Genomic DNA, 17587 nt, shown 5'->3' on the forward strand with positions numbered 1-17587 from the left:
TCTGACGGCGATGTCGAGAACGCGTGGCCGGCTCCGTCCCAGCAGTGAACGCGGCCACAATGGGTCGCAACAGCATCGAGGAGAGACACCATGGCCAAGTACTTGCTGCTCAAGCACTACCGCGGCGCTCCGGCTGCGGTCAACGACGTGCCCATGGATCAGTGGACGCCGCAGGAGATCTCGGCCCACGTGCAGTACATGAACGATTTCGCGGCCCGGCTGGAGAAGACCGGCGAGTTCGTCGACGGTCAGGCGCTCGCCCCCGAGGGGAAGTGGGTCCGGTACGACGGCGAGGGCCGCCCGCCGGTCACCGACGGTCCGTTCGCCGAGACCAAGGACCTCATCGCCGGCTGGATGGTGATCGACGTCGACAGCTACGAGCGGGCCGTCGAGCTGGCCGGGGAACTGTCGGCCGCCCCCGGGGCGGGCGGGAAGCCGATCCACGAGTGGCTGGAGCTGCGCCCGTTCCTGACCGCGCCCCCCACCATCACGGAGTGACCCCGCAGGTGTCCCAGATGGACGAGGCCCTGATCCGGAGCCTCACGCCGAGTGTGCTCACCGTCCTCGTCCGCCGCGGAGCCGACTTCGCGGCGGCCGAGGACGCGGTGCAGGACGCGCTCGTCGAGGCGGTTCGCGTCTGGCCGGCCGACCCTCCGCGGGACGCGAAGGGCTGGCTGGTCTCCGTGGCCTGGCGCAAGTTCCTCGACGCGACCCGGGCGGACGCAGCCCGCCGCCGGCGTGAGGAACGCGTCGAGGAGGAGCCGGCGTCCGGGCCCGTGCCCGCGGCGGACGACACACTCCAGCTCTATTTCCTGTGCGCGCACCCGTCGCTGACACCTGCGTCCGCGGTCGCCCTCACGCTGCGCGCCGTCGGCGGGCTCACCACCCGCCAGATCGCCCAGGCCTACCTGGTGCCCGAGGCGACCATGGCGCAGCGCATCAGCCGGGCCAAGCGCACCGTCTCCGATGTTGGGCTATCCCCTGCTCGAGCGCATTCGAGAGCTGGGGGAAGGTTCGACCGGCCCGGCGACGTCGCCACCGTGCTGCGCGTCCTCTACCTGGTCTTCAACGAGGGCTACTCCGGCGACGTCGACCTGGCCGCCGAGGCCATCCGGCTCACCCGGCAGCTCGCGGCCACGATCGACCACCCCGAAGTGGCCGGGCTGCTCGCCCTCATGCTGCTCCACCACGCCCGACGAGCCGCCCGGACCGCGCCCGACGGCAGCCTGGTGCCGCTCGCCGAGCAGGACCGCGCCCGGTGGGACACGAAGTTGATCGCCGAGGGCGTGGAGATCCTGCAGGCGGCCCTCGCCCGCGACCGGCTGGGCGAGTTCCAGGCCCAGGCCGCCATCGCCGCCCTCCACGCCGACGCGCCCACCGCCGAGGAGACCGACTGGGTGCAGATCGTCGAGTGGTACGACGAGCTCACGCGCCTGACCGACAGCCCGGTCGTCCGGCTCAACCGCGCGGTCGCCGTGGGCGAGGCGGACGGACCGCGCGCCGGCCTGGCGGCGCTCGCGGAGCTGGACGACGCACTGCCCCGCCACACCGCGGTGGCCGCCTACCTCCACGAGTGCGACGGCGACTTGGCGACTGCGGCACGGCTGTACGCCGAGGCGGCCCACAAGGCACCCAACCTCGCCGAGCGCGACCACCTGACGCGCCAGGCCGCCCGGGTCAACGCGCGCCTGAGTCGCTGACGGGTGGCGCTCAGCTACTCCCCCGCCGGCGGGAGGGGTGGCACGGCGATCAGTGGTTTGAAGTGGCCCTTGGGGTGGGGCTCGCCTACGGGGTGGCCGTCGGCCTCGACCCAGGCATGGGCGGCGAACGGGTGGGTGCGCACACCGGTGCACCAGGTGGGCCAGGCACCGCGCAGGCGGCAGAGCAGAGCGGTGGCGATGGAGCGTTGCAGACAGCCCTGGCCGGCGCAGCGCAGGCTGACGGCGACGACCGCTTCGCGGGCGGCCAGGGCCTGTTCGGCGGTGGCAGGTCGGGCGCCGCGGCGGGCGAATTCCAGGATCCGGCGCAGGCGGGCCGGTTTCAGCTTGGCCAGCAGGCGGGCGGCGGCGACGGCCAGCAGGGGTACCGGGCGGCGGTGCAGGGGCAGGCGGGGTCGTTCGGACAGGGCAACGGGGAGGCTCATGTGGTCACCAGGTCGGCGGTGCGCAGCTGGGTGAGGACCGCGGTGACGTCCTGTTCGGCTCGGGTGGAGTCGATGTGGTGCCGGGCGGCGAGGTCGGCGGCGATGTCGTTCGGGGTGTGGCCGGCGAGGAGTTCGCGCAGTACGTGGGCGCCGGTGGTGTTGAGCTGCCAGTAGCGGCCGGTGCGTTGGTTGAGCAGCACGGTGCCGTCGTCGGTGTCGGTGGAGACCACGTCAGGGTGCAGGTGCATGGGTGTCGGTCGTCCTTCGGGCGGGGGTGGGTCGGATGGGCGTGGATCGAGCGGGCGTGGGTGCGGTGGGCCGGGTGGCTGCGCGCAGCCAGGTTTCGCAGCCGATGAGGGGTTCCAGGGCGATGTTCATGGCGTTGGTCGCCTGGGGGGCCAGCAGTTGGGTGCGCAGTACGGCCGGGTCGATGAGGCCGTGGGCGGCCAGGGCCGAATCCTCGAACAACTCCAGCAGGGCGGGCAGGTTGCGGCGGAGGCCGGTGCTGGCCTCTTCGCTGAACTCGCCCTTGGTGGACCGGCCCAGCACCGTGTCGGGGACGATGCCGCGCATGGCGTGGGCGAGCAGGGGTTTGTAGTGCCAGGGCCCGGCGTGTTCGTGGGTGCGCACCCGGAGCACGGCCTCGACGACGCGGTCGTCGAAGAACGGCGAGTCGAGCTGGACGCCGGCGTCGGCGAACGGGCGGGCCAGCAGCCGGTACCAGGGGGCGGCGGTGCGTACGGCGAGCAGGGTCTGGTGCTGACCGAGGTCGGTGCAGAGCGGCTCTGCCTGGGCTGCGGTCCGGCCGAGGCCGGCGCGGGCGGTCTCGATGGCCTCGGTGGTGACCCAGGCCGGGGCGCGCAGCGGCCACAGACCCCAGCCCAGACTGGGGCGGCGCTTGCGCGACGGTGGGTCGGTGAGGTGGTCGGCCTGGGCGCGCCACCACGATGCCTGGTGACCGGGGCGGGTCAGCGCAGCCAGAGTGTGCAGCAGCGGCCAGCGCTTGAGGGCGGCGTAACCGCGGACGTGCCGCAGCGCGGTGACGGGGCGGCGCCGCAGCAGCGGGTGCAGATAGCCGGGGAAGGGGGTGAACAATTCGTCGCCGCCGTGCCCGGCCAGATGGCGGTGGACTCCGCGGTCGGCGAGCAACCGGGCGGTGTGGCGGGTACGTGCGCCGGTGCGGACGAACGGGTAGGGCTCTTCCAACTCGGTCGTGGTGGCCGGGTCGGTGAAGAGGGCCGGGAGGTCGGCCGGGGGTATGACGAGGTGCTCGGCCCGGTCGAGGGCGTCGATGGAGTGGGCGGCGAAGGCCGCGTCGTCGTTGCCGGCCTCGGCCTCGCCCCAGCGGAAGGTCAGCAGGTCGGGGGTGGTGCGGGCGGCGAGGAAGCACAGGGAGGTGGAGTCCATGCCGCCGGACAGGTCGCTGCTCAGCCGGCCCGCGGAGGGCGCGCGGCCGGCCATGGCCGTCTCCAGCACCTCGCGCAGGGCCGTTGCGCCCGCGGCGAGGGAGAGGTCGGGGGTGGGTGGCTGCCACCAGCGGACCTGCCGGGCTTGTTGGTCCTGCAGTAGCAGGTAGTGGTCCGCGGGCAGTGGGGAGATGCCTGACCACAGGGGTGTGTCGCTCAGCGGCGGGGGAACGAGTCCGCCGCAGGCCAGGCGTAGGGCCAGGGCGCGTTCGTCGATTCCGGCACCGGTCATCGTGGCCAGCACATCAGCGCGGTCGGCGGCGACGGGCAGGCCGTTGAGGTGGGTGTGGAAGATCCGGTGCAGCCCGGTGATGCTGCCTTGTACGCGGACCTGTCCGTCGAGCGAGGCGATGACGTAGCACGATCCCGGCAGGGCCGCCGCCAGGGCGTCGATGTCGGCGCTGGTGCGGATACGGGCGGTGAGTTCGGACAACCGCGTGGCGGTGACCGGGCAGATCCCGATCACCGCCACCCGTACCGGGCCCGCCGTGGCCACCTGAACCGCGTCAGGCAGCCACCTGCCCACCAGCCACGGACGTCCAGAGGCGTGCGAGAGCACCTGGGGCGCCGGCCAGGGCACCGCCGCACGTACCTCTACCGCGGACGCCGCATCCGGCAGGACCACGAACCCAGCACCGGTCATCTGTGCTTACTCCTGAAAGTCAGCTGGCGAAATCCAGCTGTTGAGGGTCAGCCAGCTGTCGATCAGCTGGTGACGGTCGGTCAGCCGCCGTAGTGGCCGAAGATGTCCTTGCCCCAGCCGATGAAGCCCAGCGTGTCCTCGTTGAACTCGCCGACCTCAACCAGCATCGGGGCTGCGTACGGCTCCACGGTCGACAGCTCGTTCTGCTCTTCCATATCAGCCTCCATGGGTATAAATCGGCAGTCATCCGACTGCTCGGGCACAAGCTAACACCGAACAACCGCGCCATGATCGAATTTTTTTACGGATGCGGTGGTAGTTGCCGGTCGTGGTGGAGCGGAGCGGGGAACATACCTGCTGGTCGGAAACGGATCGGCACATTGGAGGAACCCAATCCGTTTTGCTGTGAGCTGAGTTGAGCAAGTTACTCCGCTCCATCCGGAGCCTCCCAGCGGGCTTACGCAAGGAGGGACAACCCCGCTGTGCGCCAGTGCCGGCGGCCCACGCAGTACCCGGTATCAGTTCTTGAGGCGGGTGATCGCCGGAATGAGGTCGCCGTGGGGGGAGATTCCGGTGGCCCACAGGTCGGCGCTGTGGGGCACGGTGGTGAAGCTGCGGATGACGAGGTCCGGCGCAGTGGTCTTCTCCCACTGGTCGTGCTGGTCGTTCCAGTGCAGAGCGACGGGGGCCGCCCCCTTCCCGCCGAGGGCCCACAGATCGCCGTTGCCTGATGTGCCTACGCCGCGGAGTCGGCCGTCGGCCACGTCCGGTGTCCTGGCCGTGGTCCAGGTGCTGCCGTTCCAGTGCACGGCGAGCGGCCGCTCCGTACTGCCGGTGGTGCTTCCGCCTACCGCCCAGATGTCGTCTGCCGAGAGGGCAGTGATCCCGCCGAGCCAGTTGTGGGTGGTCTGCGGGCCGGGCGCCGCAACACGCCGCCAACTGCTGCCGTCGAAGTGCAGCAGCAGCGCCGACTGCTGGGACTTCTCATCGGGAGCGTAGGCCGCTCCCACGGCCCAGATGTCGTCGGGCGCGACCGCCGTGATCCCGCTGAGTTCACCCTTGCCGACATCGGGCAGGGACTGGCGGTGCCAGGCCTTGCCGTCCCAGGACTGGACGGCCGGCACGCCGTCCTTGATCGACCGGCCCATGGCCCGGCCCGCCGTCCACACTTTCCCGTCGGAGGTTGTTGCCACGGCATCCGGGACGACGTGGCCGGAGGGGTCCTTGTCCAGCTGGTACGCGGTCCACTTGGTGCCGTCCCAATGGGCCGAGGCGCTGCCCACCGCCCAGATGTCGGTGGCCGAACGGACGGCGAGCGCTTGCGGGAAGCTGTTGTCGGGGAGGGTGGATTCCTGGGTCCAGGTCTTACCGTCCCAGCGCAGTGCGACCGCCTCGAGCGAGGTGGCGCTCTTGAGCCGGTAGCCGACGGCCCAGGCCTGTTTGTCGCTCAGGGCGGCGACGGCCGTCAGATCCCCCTTCTTGACGGGCACCGGGGTTGCCTGCCACGCCCCCGCGTGCGGGGCGGCGGGGGCGAGGGATGCCGCGGGAGCGGAGGCTGCGGTCGGAGTCGTCGGATCACCGCTCTGGCCGACCGATACCAGGCTCCCGGTGACCACGGTGGCGACGAGGGCCGCCAGCAGGGAGACCCGGACGGATCGCCGCCGGGGGAAGGGGCTGTGCGAGGGCATACGAATTTCCTTGTCTGAAGGGGGACGGGGGATGAGGGTGGGTACGGGGACGGCGAAGGCCGCGTCGGACCCGTCGGGCCATCGGACGGTGCTGACGAACTCGGGCCCCGCTACCTGCATCGTGGTGGTGACGAACTTGACCGCCGGCGCCTACACCGTGGTCGTGATCACGAAGTCGAAGGCGCCGGTGTAGCGGCCGCCCTCCTGACCGGTGAGGCTGATCGTGCATGCGCGGTTGAGGAGTCGGTCGGCGGCGTTGAGAGCGGCGAAGTCCCGTCCGTACGCCTGGGTGCTGTCGGGGAAGTACAGCTGAGTGATGAGCACCGGGCCGCCGGAGGCCTGGACCTGGGTGTGGATGTGCGGGGCACGTTGGCCCCAACGTCCCCAGTAGTCCCGCGGGATGATGGTCCGGAGTTGGTAGGCACCCCTGCTGTCGGTGTACTGGTGGCCGCGCAGGGAGAAGCCCGAGGTGTCGTAGTCGCCGTTCTGGTCGCACTGCCAGAACTCGATGAGCGTTTCGGGCAGGGGCTTGCAGGACGTGTCGTACACGACACCGCTGAGGTCGAGCCGTACGCCTTGGATCGCAGGCGTGATCAGATCGCTGCGCGCGGGGGAATTGGGCTTGAACAGCGGGCCCTCGATGGATGCCGGTGTTTCCTGGCCCGAGCAGGCCGGGGTGACGGCGAGCGGACGGGTGCCGCGCCGGGCCCCCGGGGCGGCCGCCTCCGCTGCTTGGGCCGAAGGGCCGGCAGAGGCGGCCACGCTCGCGCCGAGCGCCACTGCCGTCACTCCGGCGGAGGTCGACCTGATGAAGGACCTGCGTGAACCGTGCTGCGTTCCGGCAGCATCGTCCGGGCCGGTCTCGTCGGCGTACCGCATCGCGTCTCCTTTGCGGGGTGGTGGCGTTGGGGAGAGCGCCGGGGAGGAAGCACTCTCCCGGCTCAGATCAGCCTCCGTGGTCAGGTCGACTGCGCACATCCGTCGAATGACCGACCAGTTACGGGCGTGACGAAACCCCACGAGGGAGGTGAAGGGCCTGTCCGGCGGATCACGGACGGAGCCGCTCCGGTCGCCGAGCTGCCGGTCGCGCACCCGCGGGGACCAGGATGTGTCTGGCGGGAGGCAGGGGGCTTTCAGGGTTGCCTCGGGGACCGCCCAGGGTTGAACCCTGAGGACAACGGGGGTCAGGGCAGGGAGAGTTGTCAGCGAGCTACCGACTCCTGGCTCTGTAGCCGCCGTCCTTGGGAGCAGCCCGATGCACCACCGCCCTACCGCCCTACCGCCCTCCGCCGCCTGGCCGTGGCGGGCGGCGCCCTCAGACGTCCCTCGGCCCGACCGCCCTTCGGGCCGACCGCCCTTCGGGCCGACCGCGCCTCGGCTACCCTCAGCCACCTCCAGCTACACCGACTCAGCCCCCGGACCACCCGCCCGTCCGGAGACCCGGACGGCGATCTGCGTACGGGAGCGGACGCCCAGCTTGTCCCGGACCCGGTCGAGATGACTGGCGACCGTGCTCTTGGACATGCCCAGCTGCGCGGCGATCTGCTGGTTGGTCATCCCCTCGGCGACCAGCTGCGAGACCGTCAATTCTCGTGGTGTGAGCGGAAGTTGGGTAGCGGGGTAGCTGATCGGTTCGGTTGGGGTCGGGTGCGCGACGTCGGTGGGATCATCGTGGTTCGCGTGCGTCGAGCGGTCGGCCGATGCGTTGTCGCGTAGGGCGTAGGACAGCAGCCGTTCCCCGTACAGGCGGCGGCCGGCCGTCATCGCCGCGTCGACCCGTGCGGGGTGGAGCCGCTCCCTGGCCCGGGCCGCGGCGGCCTCCACCGTTGTCCGCCAGCTCGCTTCCGGTTCGGCGTCGGTGCGTTGCCGCGCTGCGGCGGCCGCGGCATAGAGCCGTAACGCCCTTTCGGGCGCGCCGCGTTCGGCCGCCAGGATGGCCAGGCCCTCCACCGGATAGAGCGCGTGGAGGCTCTCACCGTCCGGCACCTTTGCCAGCACCTCGGCGAACCTGTTCTCGGCCGCGTCCCAGTTCCCCAGCGCCAGCTGGATCGCGCCGGAGGTGTGGAGAGCGGCCGCTGCCTGGCCCGGTGGAGCGCCGGATTCCAGGACGGGGAGGCATTTCTCCATCAGTGCGGCCGCCTGCGCCGTGTCGCCCGTCTGGAGCAGGGCCCAGGCGAGGTGGTGCCCGCACACGGCGATGTCCAGCGGGCGGTCCAGCGTACGGACCACCGCCACACACTCGGCGAAGACGGCGACGGCCTCGTGGTAGGCACCGCGGCACAGGTGCGCGGCCGCCAGGGCGTCCAGGGCGTTGGCCAGCCGGCCGGGGTGCGGTGGGCCGGCGCGTTCCACGGCGACCGCTTCCCGGGCGAAGGCGAGCGCCGCCGACCGGTCGTCCTGCTGACAGGCCGCGCGGGCGGCCAGCGCCAACGCCGCACCGTGGTCCCGGGAGCCGTACGTGGTCCGCGCCAGCACCTCGGTCAGCAACGTACGGGCAGCCGTCAACTGCTCCTGCTGGTAGTGGAGTCGGGCCAATGCGAGGGCGAGCTCGGTGTGCCGTGGGTCGCTCCGTTCGCCGCAACGGGCCACGGCCGCCGCGAGGTTCTCCTGTTCCCGGGCCAGCGGCAGGGCGGCGCCGTCCGGGAAGACCATGGTGGAGCCCTCAGCCGCCTGTTCGGCCAGCCGGTCCACCGCCCGGTCCCAGACCGCCGGTAGTTCCCCGGCCTCGGCGAGCCGGTCCATGCCGTACGCCCGGATCGCCGCGAGCTGCCGGAACCTCGCCGTGCCCGGCGCGTCCCCGTGCACCCGCACGATCAGGGACTTGGCCTCCAGGGCGCACAGCACGGGCAACACCTGTTTCCGCCGTACGCAGCACCGCCCGTCGCGGCAACCCTCGCATCCCTCGACACCGTCGGCGGCCGCAGCGCAATCCGCACAGACCGCGGCGGCGCTCTCCGCGTCGAACCCGCCGCCGAGCACCGACAGCCGTCGGAAAACCGCCCGTTCCAGGGGATCCAGCAGGCGATGGCTCCAGTCGATCGTGGCGCCCAGCTCGCGATGGCGGCCCGGTCCCGTCCTGCTGCCGTCGGTCAGGAGGGACAGCTGATCGTCCAGTCCGCGCAGGATCCCGGCGGGCGGGAGCGCTGCCATACGGCCCGCGGCGAGTTCGATGGCCAGCGGCAGCCCGTCCAGTCGTCGGCAGATCTCGGCCACGGTCCGGACGTCCCCGGGCGTGGGCTCGAACCCCGCATGGCAGGTGCGGGCGCGCTCCAGGAAGAGCCGGACCGCCTCCGACCGGAGGAGCGGGTCGGTGCCCTGGTCTCCGTGCTGATCCCCGCCAGCACCTGCGGGGCCCGGCGGCAGCGACAGGATGCCGACGCGGAAGACCACCTCGCCGGGCACCCGTAGCGGCTCTCGGCTGGTGGCGAGGATCCGCAGGCCGGGGCAGCGGGTGAGGAGTGCCGCGGCCAACACCGCGCAGGGCTCGGCCAGATGCTCACAGTTGTCGAGAAGGAGCAGGGTGCTGCGTTTCTCCAGGGCGCGGACCAACGCCTCCGTTCCCGTCCGGCCGGCGCGCTCCCGCACACCGAGGGCGGCGGCCACGGTCTGCGGCAGCAGCTCACCGTCGTGCAGCCCGGCCAGCTCCACCAACTGGGCACGTCCCGCGCGTCCGCCGCGCACACCGCCCGCGACCTCGACCGCCAGCCGCGTCTTGCCCACCCCGCCGGGCCCGGTCAGCGTCAGCAGTCGCGACGACCGCAGCAGCGTACGCAAGCGCGCCAACTCGCGTTCGCGCCCCACGAACGCATCGAGCGAGACCGGTAGTCCGCGGCCCGGCAGTCCCGCGCGCGGGGCAGCCCGGGACGCCGCGGCCGCCCGCTCCCGGAACGCGCGCTGGCGGCAGGCGTCGGAGCAGTACCGCGCCGGCCGGCCCCCGCGCTGTCTGCCGTCCGCCCCGGACCGCGAGCGCCCCGGGAGCCGCACCCCACATGCCTCACACGCCCACGACTTCGCCACCCGAGCATCCTGCCCAACGGATCCCGGCCAGGCCACCGACCTCCCAGCCAGCCGCCGGCGCTTGGGCGACCCGAGTGCCGGCCTCGGTCGGTACCCGGGCCGCGCACTCCGGCACCGCTGCCGATTGCGGTATTCATCCCATGCTTTCCCGGTGATCGGTTAGCGTCTTCTCCGGACCGACGGATCCGGACACGGGGGTGTGGCAGGTGAGCGAGAACTTTCTTCTGGCCGACCGCTTCGAGGTGGAGCGGCCGGGGCTGCGCGCGGTGGCCTACCGGATGCTGGGATCGCTCGCCGAGGCGGAGGACGCCGTCCAGGAGGCGTGGTTCAAGCTCAGCCGCACCGACGTGAGCGAGGTGAAGAACCTGGGGGCCTGGCTCACCACGGTCGTCGGCCGGATCTGCCTGGACATGCTGCGCTCGCGTACCTCGCGCCGCGAGGATCCGCTGCCCGAGCAGGACGGATCGGTGCGGCTGCCCGACCCGGTGGTCACCGCGCTGGCCCGGGTCGATCCCGAGCAGGAGATCCTGATCGCTGACTCGGTGGGCATCGCGCTCATGATCGTGCTGGAGACCCTCGCCCCGGCCGAGCGGCTCGCCTTCGTCCTGCACGACATGTTCGACGTTCCCTTCGACGACATCGCGCCCATCCTCGGTCGGACCACGGTCTCCACCCGGCAGCTCGCCAGCCGCGCCCGCCGCCGGGTCCAGGGCGCCGCCCCGGCGGCGGACACGGACCTCACGCGCAAGCGCGACGTCGTCAACGCCTTCCTGGCCGCCTCCCGCGGTGGCGACTTCGAAGCGCTCCTGGCCGTCCTCGACCCCGATGTGGTCGCGCGCTCCGACGGCGGCACGCTCGTCCCGAGCGTCCTGCGGCGCGGTGCGGCCGACGTGGCGTCCCAGGCCATCACCTTCGCCCGCTTCGCGGCGGAGGCGCGTCTGGTGCTGGTCAACGGCACGCCCGGCGTCGTCTCCTTCGCCGAGGGCCGACCGCTGTCGGTCATGTCGTTCACCATCCGGGACGGCCGTATCGCCGGACTCGACATCCTCACCGACCCGGACCGCCTGACCACGCTCGGCCTTTCCGCCTGACGGCCTGCCCGGCTGGCCGCCTGGCCGTCTGGCCGAGGCCGGGCCCGGGGGCGACCGACCGACGGGCAGCCATGCCCGCACCCCACGTCGGTCGACGACGCACGCCCCTACAGCGAAACGTCGGGATGGAGGCGTCCGACCGTCCACACCCGTTGCCGCCGTACGGCGAGGGCGGTCACTGCCAGGAAACCGGCGGTGCAGGCGAGGAGGACCGCGAAGTCCCGCAGCAGATTTCCGGTGAGGCCGCCGGAGACGGTCACTCGTAGTCCGTCGACGAGGTAGGTCATCGGGAGCAACGGGTTCAGGACCTGGAAGAAGGCCGGTTCGGTGGGCAGCGGGTAGAGGCCGCCCGAGGCGGTGAGCTGCAGGATGAGCAGGACCAGTGACAGGACGTCGCCGGGCACCCCGAACACGGTGCGCAGACAGTGGTCGACGGCCACGAACGCCGCCGCCGCGGTGACCAGGAGTGCGAGCGTCCAGAAGCCGTGGACGGGGTTCAGTCCGAGGGTCAGGTCGACGACGCCGTAGAGCACCAGTGCCCCCACGGCGCCGAGCAGTGCGGCCGGTAGCCATCCGGCGACGGCCGTGGTGAAGGCGCTGACCCGCCCGGCCAGGGCACGGGTGTTGAGGGGGCGCAGCAGCAGGTAGGCGAAGAGGCCGAACACCCACAGGGCGATGCCGAAGAAGAACGGTGCGAGCCCTCGGCCGTAGACACCGGCCGGGTGCAGGTTCGTCCGGTCGATGTGCACGGGCGTGCCCAGTACCTCGGCGGCGTGCGCGACCTGGTCGGGGCTGGTGCGGGGGATTTTGTGCAGTCCGTCGTCCACGGTGCGGGAGACTTCCGAGGCGCCGCCGTGCGCCTGCTCGGCAGCGGTGTGCAGGGCACCGGAGCCCTTTTCCAGGGTGGCGAGCCCTGCGACGAGGCCGTGCGCGCCGTCGGCCGCGCTGTGCGAACCGCTGTCGACGAGGCGGAGCGGGGTGTGCAGGGCCAGTACGTCGCGTTGGAGTGAGCCGACGTCGTCCTGGAGGCGCTCGGCTTCGTCGAGGGACCGACGGGCGTTGCTCTCCGCGGCGGCGGCCCGGCCGTCGAGAGCGGTGGCGGTGGAGTCCAGGCTACGGGCGTGGCCCAGGGCCCGGCGGTAGACGGGGTCGTCGCGTAGTTCCGGGTGCGTGGTGGCGAGAGCGGTGAGGTCGGCCACGGCCCGGGAGGTGCCCTTGCGGGTGGCGGTGGTGGCGGTGTGCACGGCGTCCAGACCGTCGGCGGTCAGCCGGGCGGTGCTCACCAGCGCGGAGGCGGCGCCGGGAAGCCGGTCGGCGGCGGCCTGGTCCAGGCGGCCGGTGAGGTCGTCGATCTGTCCTGTGGCCCGGGCGATCTGCCGTGCCCCGGATGCGACGTCAAAGGCCCCGTCGTGCAGGGTGGAGGTGGCCGAGGTGATCGTGGACGTGCCCTGCTGGGCCACGCGGGTGGCCCCCAGCAGGCGGTGTGCGCCGTCGGAGGCGGTGGTCAACTTGTCGCGTACGTCGGACAGTTCGCCGTAGATGCTGCGCACATAGGCGGCATGGGTGGCGGAGTTGATCTGGTCCTGCAGCTTGGTCTGCACCACTTCGGTCATGATGCCGGCGATGTAGTTGTTGGCATCGTTGAGTTCGATCCGGATGCCGGCCTGTTGGGGACGGGTGTCGGCGCCGGTGGCGATCTTGTGGCTGAAGTCGGGCGGGATGTGGATGGTGAAGAAGTAGCGGCCGTGCTCCAGCCCGTCCCGCGCCTCGTCCCGGCCGACGAAGTGCCAGTCGAAGGTGCCGGACGCCTTGAGCTGTTGCACCAGCTGATCACCGGCGTCCACCCGGCGGCCCTGCTTGGCATGCGCCAGGTGGTCCTGGTTGACGACGGCCACCGGCATGCGGTCGGTCTTGCCGTACGGGTCCCAGTTCGCCCAGAGGTACATGGCCCCGTACAGCAACGGCACCAGGCAGAGCAGTACGGGAACCAGGCGGCGCACCGGACCGCGGAAGCGCCGGAGTTCCAGCAGTGCCAGCTTGACGGCCTTCATATGTCGGCGTCCTCTCGGGCGACGGTCGTCTCGGCCGGGAGGCGGTCCCGGCTGCGCCGTGGCAAGGACAGTGCGACGAGACCGGCCGTGGGCGACGGCGTGCGGAGGCACCCGGCCAGTACGGTGGGCCCGCTGTTCCTGACCCGGTCCAGCGCCTGCCACACGCTGTCGTGCGCGTCGGGCGGCAGGCCTTCGTCGACGTCGTCGACGACGAGGGCGCCGGGACGCTCGGCGAGGGCCAGCGCAGCCGCCAGCAGCAGCGCCTCGACCGGATCGAGGTCCTCGACCAGGTCCGACCTGCGTGGGGCGATGCCCACGATCTCGAACGCCTCGCGGATGCGCCGCTCGGTCACCCCGGCTCCGGTGAGGCGGCGTTCAGCCATCACCTCCGTCACCCGCAGTCGCCCTTCGAGAGCGACGGCGGGCGCCGCCCGGGCGACGGCGACCGCCGCGCGTACCCGCCGGCCCTCCGCAGGCAGGACGGACCCGCCGACCCGGATGGCCCCGCCGGATAACCGCATCCGCCCGGCGAGCGCGAGCAGCAGGGAGGTACGCCCGGACCCTGCCGGCCCGTGCACGGCCAGCAGTCCGCCCGCCGGCACCTCCAGGTCCACGCCCTCGAACACCGGTCCTCTCGGACCCTGCACACTCGCCCCGCGGGCGATCACCTCAACTCCAGCCCCTGTCATGCAGCAAGTCCTAGCCCGGACTGGACAACGCACCCCTGCGGCACGGCAGTTGTGACGATGCTCACGTGGGACTGCCCGACCCGGCCGTCCGGGCCCGCTTCCTACCCAAGGCAACGCACCGCTCCGCCCGGCCCACACGCCGCTCGCACGTTCCTGCACGGCGGCCGACGCCTGCCGCGTCCCGGTGCGGCGTTCCAGGCAGTGCGCGTTCCCGCAGGTCAGAGACGGTATGAGCGTTCCAGTGTCCCGTGTTCCGCGGTGCCCGTGGCGGCTGGGACGGAGGGCACCGCAAGCTCAGCTCGGCAAGCAGCGACGACCTCACGCCGAAGGGAGACACCATGCAGACCCGCTTCCGGATCCGACGGTTGCGCCGTGCCGACGTCACCGACGTGGTGGCACTGGCGGTGTTCGCCGCCTCAGCAGCAACCGTCTGCCTCCTGGTCGTCAGCTGTCTGTGACGCCCCTGTCTTTGACCTCACGTAGGCCGACCGGGCCACCCCACCGAGAGAGAAAGCACCTACTCACCATGCGCATCGCCCGCCACACCACCCGCCTCGTCGCCTCCGCCGCCGTACTGGCGGCCGCCCTCTCGCTGACCGCCTGCGAGAACGAGGCGAAGGACACCGGCAGCCAGGCCCCGGCCGCGCCCTCCTCACCCGCGACCGGCGGCCAGGACGCCCCGTCCTCATCGTCGTCATCGCAGGCGAACGGCCAGGCCGAGGACGGTCACTCGTCGAAGGCCGGGTCGGGTGCCGCCGGCAGCGGAACCAGCGGAAGGAATGGCTCCGGTCAGGCCGCCGGCGGCGGCAAGGGTGCCGGCAGCAACGCGGCTACCGTCGTCTGCACCGGCGCGCGGGTCAAGGTCACCGTGACCAAGGCCAATCGCCCCGTCAACCACCTGCTCCTCACCGCCACCAACACCGGCTCCGTGCCCTGCTACGCCTACAACGCCCCGTACCTGCGGTGGGACGACGCCCAGGCCGCCACCACCATTCTCGACAAGTCCAAGCCGCAGGCCGTGATCAGGCTCGCACCGGGCGAGTCGGCGTACGCGGGGGTCATGTACCAGTCCGCCGACGGCTCCGGCAGCGAGCCCTACACCGCCCGCACCCTCGGCGTCCTGTTCTCCAACCGGGCGGCGAACGGCTCCACCGGCCCGGCTGTGCGGTTCGCGCTGCCCAAGGGCGGCATCGCCACTGACAGTTCGGCCTGGGTCACCTACTGGCAGTCCTCCGCCGAGGATGCCCTGACCTGGTAAGGAGCATCACCTATCTCGGTCGGGTCCCGGGACCGGCACCATCGCCGGGACCGGGAACAGCCGATTTCGGGCCCAGGGAAAGCCCGCCGGGACCGGGATCAGCCGTTCTCCTTCGGGGCGGGAATCCACTCATTGCTGCCACCCAGCGGGTAGTCGTACTGAGGCCGGCCTGCCATCCCACTGGTGTGGAACGGCTCCCCGTTGTCGTCGATCCGGAGCGTGCCGTGCCGGTTCCCACTGGACCACTCCAGCTCCAGGTACCAGCGCACGTCGCGGGCGCCGGCCCGCGCGATGACCTTGAAAACCTCGGGGTCCCGCTCGCTCACCTTGTACGGGAAGTCCCGCTGACCGTTCTGCGGCGTGATCCGTGGCTGCGCCGCGTCCAGGGAGACCCCGAACATTTTCGGCTCGATGCCACCGCCACAGCCCACGCCCATGCTGTAGGCGTTCCAGGCGGGTGGCGCCGCACTTCCCACCACGCGCACCCGTAGGGCGTGCAGGACCACCGTGTCGTCACCCGCGCCCTGCACCGACAGCTGCACCAGCTGGCTGTCCGCCGAGATGGCGCCCAGCCCCGAGATCCAGCCCCGGGCGTTCTGTTCGGCGGGCGGCGGGGGCATCTCGCTCGGATCCCGGTCGACCAAGTACCGCTGGCTGCACGGGTCCTCCCAGGTGAACGGGCGGACATCCACACTCACCGGGAGGCCGGCCGGATCGGCCGCGTCCGGACTGGTCGCCCGGTCACCGGCTCCACCGGACGCCTTGCCGTTGGGCGTACGGGACGAGGACGGTGACGGGGACGGGGGCCGACTCGCGCCACCCGCACCGGGCGGCTTCGCGGACGCCGACCGGCCGCCCTTGGTCTTCGTCGTCCTGCTGCCGCTCTCCGTACTCGTGACCGCTCCGGCTTCCGCCTTACGGCCGTCGCCACTACCGGAGGCAAGCCCCGCCACCAGCGCGGCGGACGCGGCGACGGCGGCCACGGCGATGCCGGCGGTCAGCGCAAGACGCCGTCGACCACCCGCGGAGGTCACCTGCCGCACGGGCCACCCCTCACGGGCGATCTCGGCGACCGGACCGGGGCCGGAAGCGGAGGAGGAGGCGGAGGATGAGGCGGCGAGCGCGACGACAGGGACCGTCGGGGGCACGCCACCGGTACGTTGCTCTGCCTCTGCCTCTGCCTCTGTCTCTCTGCCCGTCCCTGCCTCTACCTCTGTCTCTGTCTCTGTCTCGGCCCCAGTCTCTGCATCAGCTGTCTCTGCATCGACTGTCTCTGCATCGGCCGCGCCCCCGCCCCCTTGCTTACGGTCCCGCTCCCGCCGACGTGCCTCGTCCGCCAGGATCCAGCGCCGGTGGAGCTCCACCAGCTCGTCCGGCGTCGCCCGGCACAGCCGTGCCAGCCGCTCCAGCGGTGCGTACTCCGTCGGCACCGCGTCACCGTTGCAGTAGCGATGCAGCGTCGAGGTGCTCATGTGTAATCGCTTCGCGAGCACCCCGTAGCTGTATCCGGAGCGGTCCTTCCACTCCTTCAGCAGCTCGGCGATCCCAGCCGCTTCCTCAGCCGCCCCCACTGTCACTCCCTCCCCACCCGCGGGCACCGCGGACGTGCAGTCCACCGGTCGCCCAGTACGTGAGGCCCATGTTCGCACCGATCCGCTCTGCCACCGATCGGGATCCCTGGCGACACGCCCGCGGCGCTCGTGATCAGGCGGACCGGGTGGTGAGCGCGGCGAGTTCACCCAAAACTCGGGCCGCCGGTGCCGGGTCGATCAGCCACTTCAGGTTGCTGCCTTCGAGAGTGCGGACGTCGTACGGGTTGTCCGGCGTCAGCGCGTTGCCCTCGCGGATCAGCCGGTCCTGCATGGCCGGCGGCAGACTCGCGTCGGCGTCCAGGCGCACGAAGGTCTTCGGGATACGGCCCCAGGTCGCCGCCTGTGCCCGGTCGGCGGAGGTGCCGACGTCCAGAACGTAGACGATGCGGTCGATCAGGTCCGGCCGGGCGTTGGCCGCAGCGGTGGCCGTGACACCGCCGCGGCTGTGCGAGACGAGGATCACCGGCCCGTTCTCCTTGGCCCGTTCCAGGACTTCCGTTTGCGTCCTCCGCGACGCCACTCAACTCAAGAAGGGCTATTCGCCATCCCGCCCCTTCTCCTTTTCCCCGTCCTTCTCCTCCTCCTTCTCCTTCTCTTCGCGGGCGTCGGACTCCCGGAGGCCGGCCAGGGCGGCCGCATGCTTGCTCATCCGGATACTGAGGCTGCCGTACGTGATGAGCGCGCAGGCCGCCACGGAGACAGGGACAGACAGGCCCAGTACGGCGAGTACTTTGGGCCAGTCCCGCTCATCCGCGCAGGGGGCCTGGATCCGTCCCACATTGGCGGTGCCCTCGTCGGTGAACAGGCGAGCCTCGCACTTCCGGGTGGAGCCCGAGAACCCGGGGCCCACCTCGTAGGGCATGGCGAGCAGCACGCCGCACCACACCCACAAAAGGACCGCGATGACGGCGAGTCCAAATCCCATGTCCCTTGTACGTACGTTGCGTTC

General features: G+C 71.7%; 15 protein-coding genes and 2 pseudogenes. 4 read left to right on the top strand and 13 right to left on the bottom strand.

Annotated features, from left to right (window positions below):
* The first annotated feature begins 90 nt into the window (after window positions 1–90).
* Both V2J85_RS01210 and V2J85_RS01215 read left to right on the top strand, forming a co-directional pair.
* The gene (locus tag V2J85_RS01210; RefSeq protein ID WP_261953565.1) at window positions 91–498 is read left to right on the top strand and encodes a YciI family protein; all 408 of its coding nucleotides are present in this window, start codon (window positions 91–93) and stop codon (window positions 496–498) included.
* A gap of 17 nt (window positions 499–515) precedes the next feature.
* Complete coding sequence (locus tag V2J85_RS01215; protein WP_330820740.1) at window positions 516–1700, top strand: RNA polymerase sigma factor; 1185 nt, start codon at window positions 516–518, stop codon at window positions 1698–1700.
* A 14-nt stretch (window positions 1701–1714) separates the two neighbouring features.
* On the opposite strand, the gene V2J85_RS01220 is transcribed toward V2J85_RS01215, so the two are convergent.
* The 7 genes from V2J85_RS01220 to V2J85_RS01250 all read right to left on the bottom strand — a co-directional run bounded on the left by V2J85_RS01220 (window position 1715) and on the right by V2J85_RS01250 (window position 9741).
* Window positions 1715–2143 (bottom strand): lasso peptide biosynthesis B2 protein, encoded by a 429-nt coding sequence (locus V2J85_RS01220; protein WP_330820343.1) that lies wholly within the window; start codon window positions 2141–2143, stop codon window positions 1715–1717.
* Complete coding sequence (locus tag V2J85_RS01225; protein WP_261953563.1) at window positions 2140–2391, bottom strand: lasso peptide biosynthesis PqqD family chaperone; 252 nt, start codon at window positions 2389–2391, stop codon at window positions 2140–2142. The genes V2J85_RS01220 and V2J85_RS01225 overlap by 4 nt, the downstream gene beginning before the upstream one ends.
* On the bottom strand, window positions 2375–4252 hold the full coding sequence (locus tag V2J85_RS01230) for a lasso peptide isopeptide bond-forming cyclase (protein WP_330820344.1): 1878 nt from the start codon (window positions 4250–4252) through the stop codon (window positions 2375–2377). Before V2J85_RS01230 ends, V2J85_RS01225 begins: the two co-directional genes overlap by 17 nt.
* 80 nt (window positions 4253–4332) lie before the next feature.
* On the bottom strand, window positions 4333–4467 hold the full coding sequence (locus tag V2J85_RS01235; RefSeq protein ID WP_018090024.1) for a lasso RiPP family leader peptide-containing protein: 135 nt from the start codon (window positions 4465–4467) through the stop codon (window positions 4333–4335).
* Window positions 4468–4770: 303 nt separating this feature from the next.
* Window positions 4771–5940, bottom strand: a complete 1170-nt coding sequence (locus V2J85_RS01240; protein WP_330820345.1) for a hypothetical protein — start codon at window positions 5938–5940, stop codon at window positions 4771–4773.
* 150 nt (window positions 5941–6090) lie between these two features.
* Window positions 6091–6819: a dioxygenase family protein gene (locus V2J85_RS01245; RefSeq protein WP_330820346.1), complete on the bottom strand. Its 729-nt coding sequence runs from the start codon at window positions 6817–6819 to the stop codon at window positions 6091–6093.
* Between the two features lie 519 nt (window positions 6820–7338).
* Window positions 7339–9741 (bottom strand): helix-turn-helix transcriptional regulator, encoded by a 2403-nt coding sequence (locus V2J85_RS01250; protein ID WP_330820347.1) that lies wholly within the window; start codon window positions 9739–9741, stop codon window positions 7339–7341.
* 422 nt (window positions 9742–10163) lie between these two features.
* On the opposite strand from V2J85_RS01250, the gene V2J85_RS01255 reads away from it, so the two are divergent.
* A complete protein-coding gene (locus V2J85_RS01255) occupies window positions 10164–11048 on the top strand; it encodes a sigma-70 family RNA polymerase sigma factor (RefSeq protein WP_261953558.1) in 885 nt (294 codons plus the stop codon).
* 107 nt (window positions 11049–11155) lie between these two features.
* Here V2J85_RS01255 and V2J85_RS01260 read toward each other — a convergent pair whose 3' ends face one another.
* Window positions 11156–13099 carry a YhgE/Pip family protein gene (locus V2J85_RS01260; protein ID WP_330820348.1) on the bottom strand — a complete coding sequence of 648 codons (1944 nt, stop codon included), beginning with the start codon at window positions 13097–13099 and terminating at the stop codon, window positions 11156–11158.
* Window positions 13096–13788: an ATP-binding cassette domain-containing protein gene (locus tag V2J85_RS01265; RefSeq protein WP_330820349.1), complete on the bottom strand. Its 693-nt coding sequence runs from the start codon at window positions 13786–13788 to the stop codon at window positions 13096–13098. Before V2J85_RS01265 ends, V2J85_RS01260 begins: the two co-directional genes overlap by 4 nt.
* A 526-nt stretch (window positions 13789–14314) precedes the next feature.
* Between V2J85_RS01265 and V2J85_RS01270 the strand changes: the two genes are divergently transcribed.
* A complete protein-coding gene (locus V2J85_RS01270) occupies window positions 14315–15046 on the top strand; it encodes a DUF4232 domain-containing protein (RefSeq protein ID WP_330820350.1) in 732 nt (243 codons plus the stop codon).
* A gap of 98 nt (window positions 15047–15144) precedes the next feature.
* Here the strand turns inward: V2J85_RS01270 and V2J85_RS01275 are convergent, their stop codons facing one another.
* The 4 genes and pseudogenes from V2J85_RS01275 to V2J85_RS01290 all read right to left on the bottom strand — a co-directional run bounded on the left by V2J85_RS01275 (window position 15145) and on the right by V2J85_RS01290 (window position 17563).
* Window positions 15145–16089 carry a hypothetical protein gene (locus V2J85_RS01275; RefSeq protein WP_330820762.1) on the bottom strand — a complete coding sequence of 315 codons (945 nt, stop codon included), beginning with the start codon at window positions 16087–16089 and terminating at the stop codon, window positions 15145–15147.
* A 324-nt stretch (window positions 16090–16413) separates the two neighbouring features.
* A pseudogene (locus V2J85_RS01280) lies at window positions 16414–16785 on the bottom strand (helix-turn-helix domain-containing protein); the annotation flags it as partial.
* Window positions 16751–17131: pseudogene (locus V2J85_RS01285) on the bottom strand (alpha/beta fold hydrolase); the annotation flags it as partial. The pseudogenes V2J85_RS01280 and V2J85_RS01285, both read right to left, overlap by 35 nt.
* Window positions 17132–17173: 42 nt before the next feature.
* On the bottom strand, window positions 17174–17563 hold the full coding sequence (locus V2J85_RS01290; RefSeq protein WP_330820351.1) for a hypothetical protein: 390 nt from the start codon (window positions 17561–17563) through the stop codon (window positions 17174–17176).
* Window positions 17564–17587 lie beyond the last annotated feature (24 nt).

Source organism: Streptomyces bugieae, from assembly GCF_036352915.1.
GTDB lineage: Bacteria > Actinomycetota > Actinomycetes > Streptomycetales > Streptomycetaceae > Streptomyces > Streptomyces endophytica.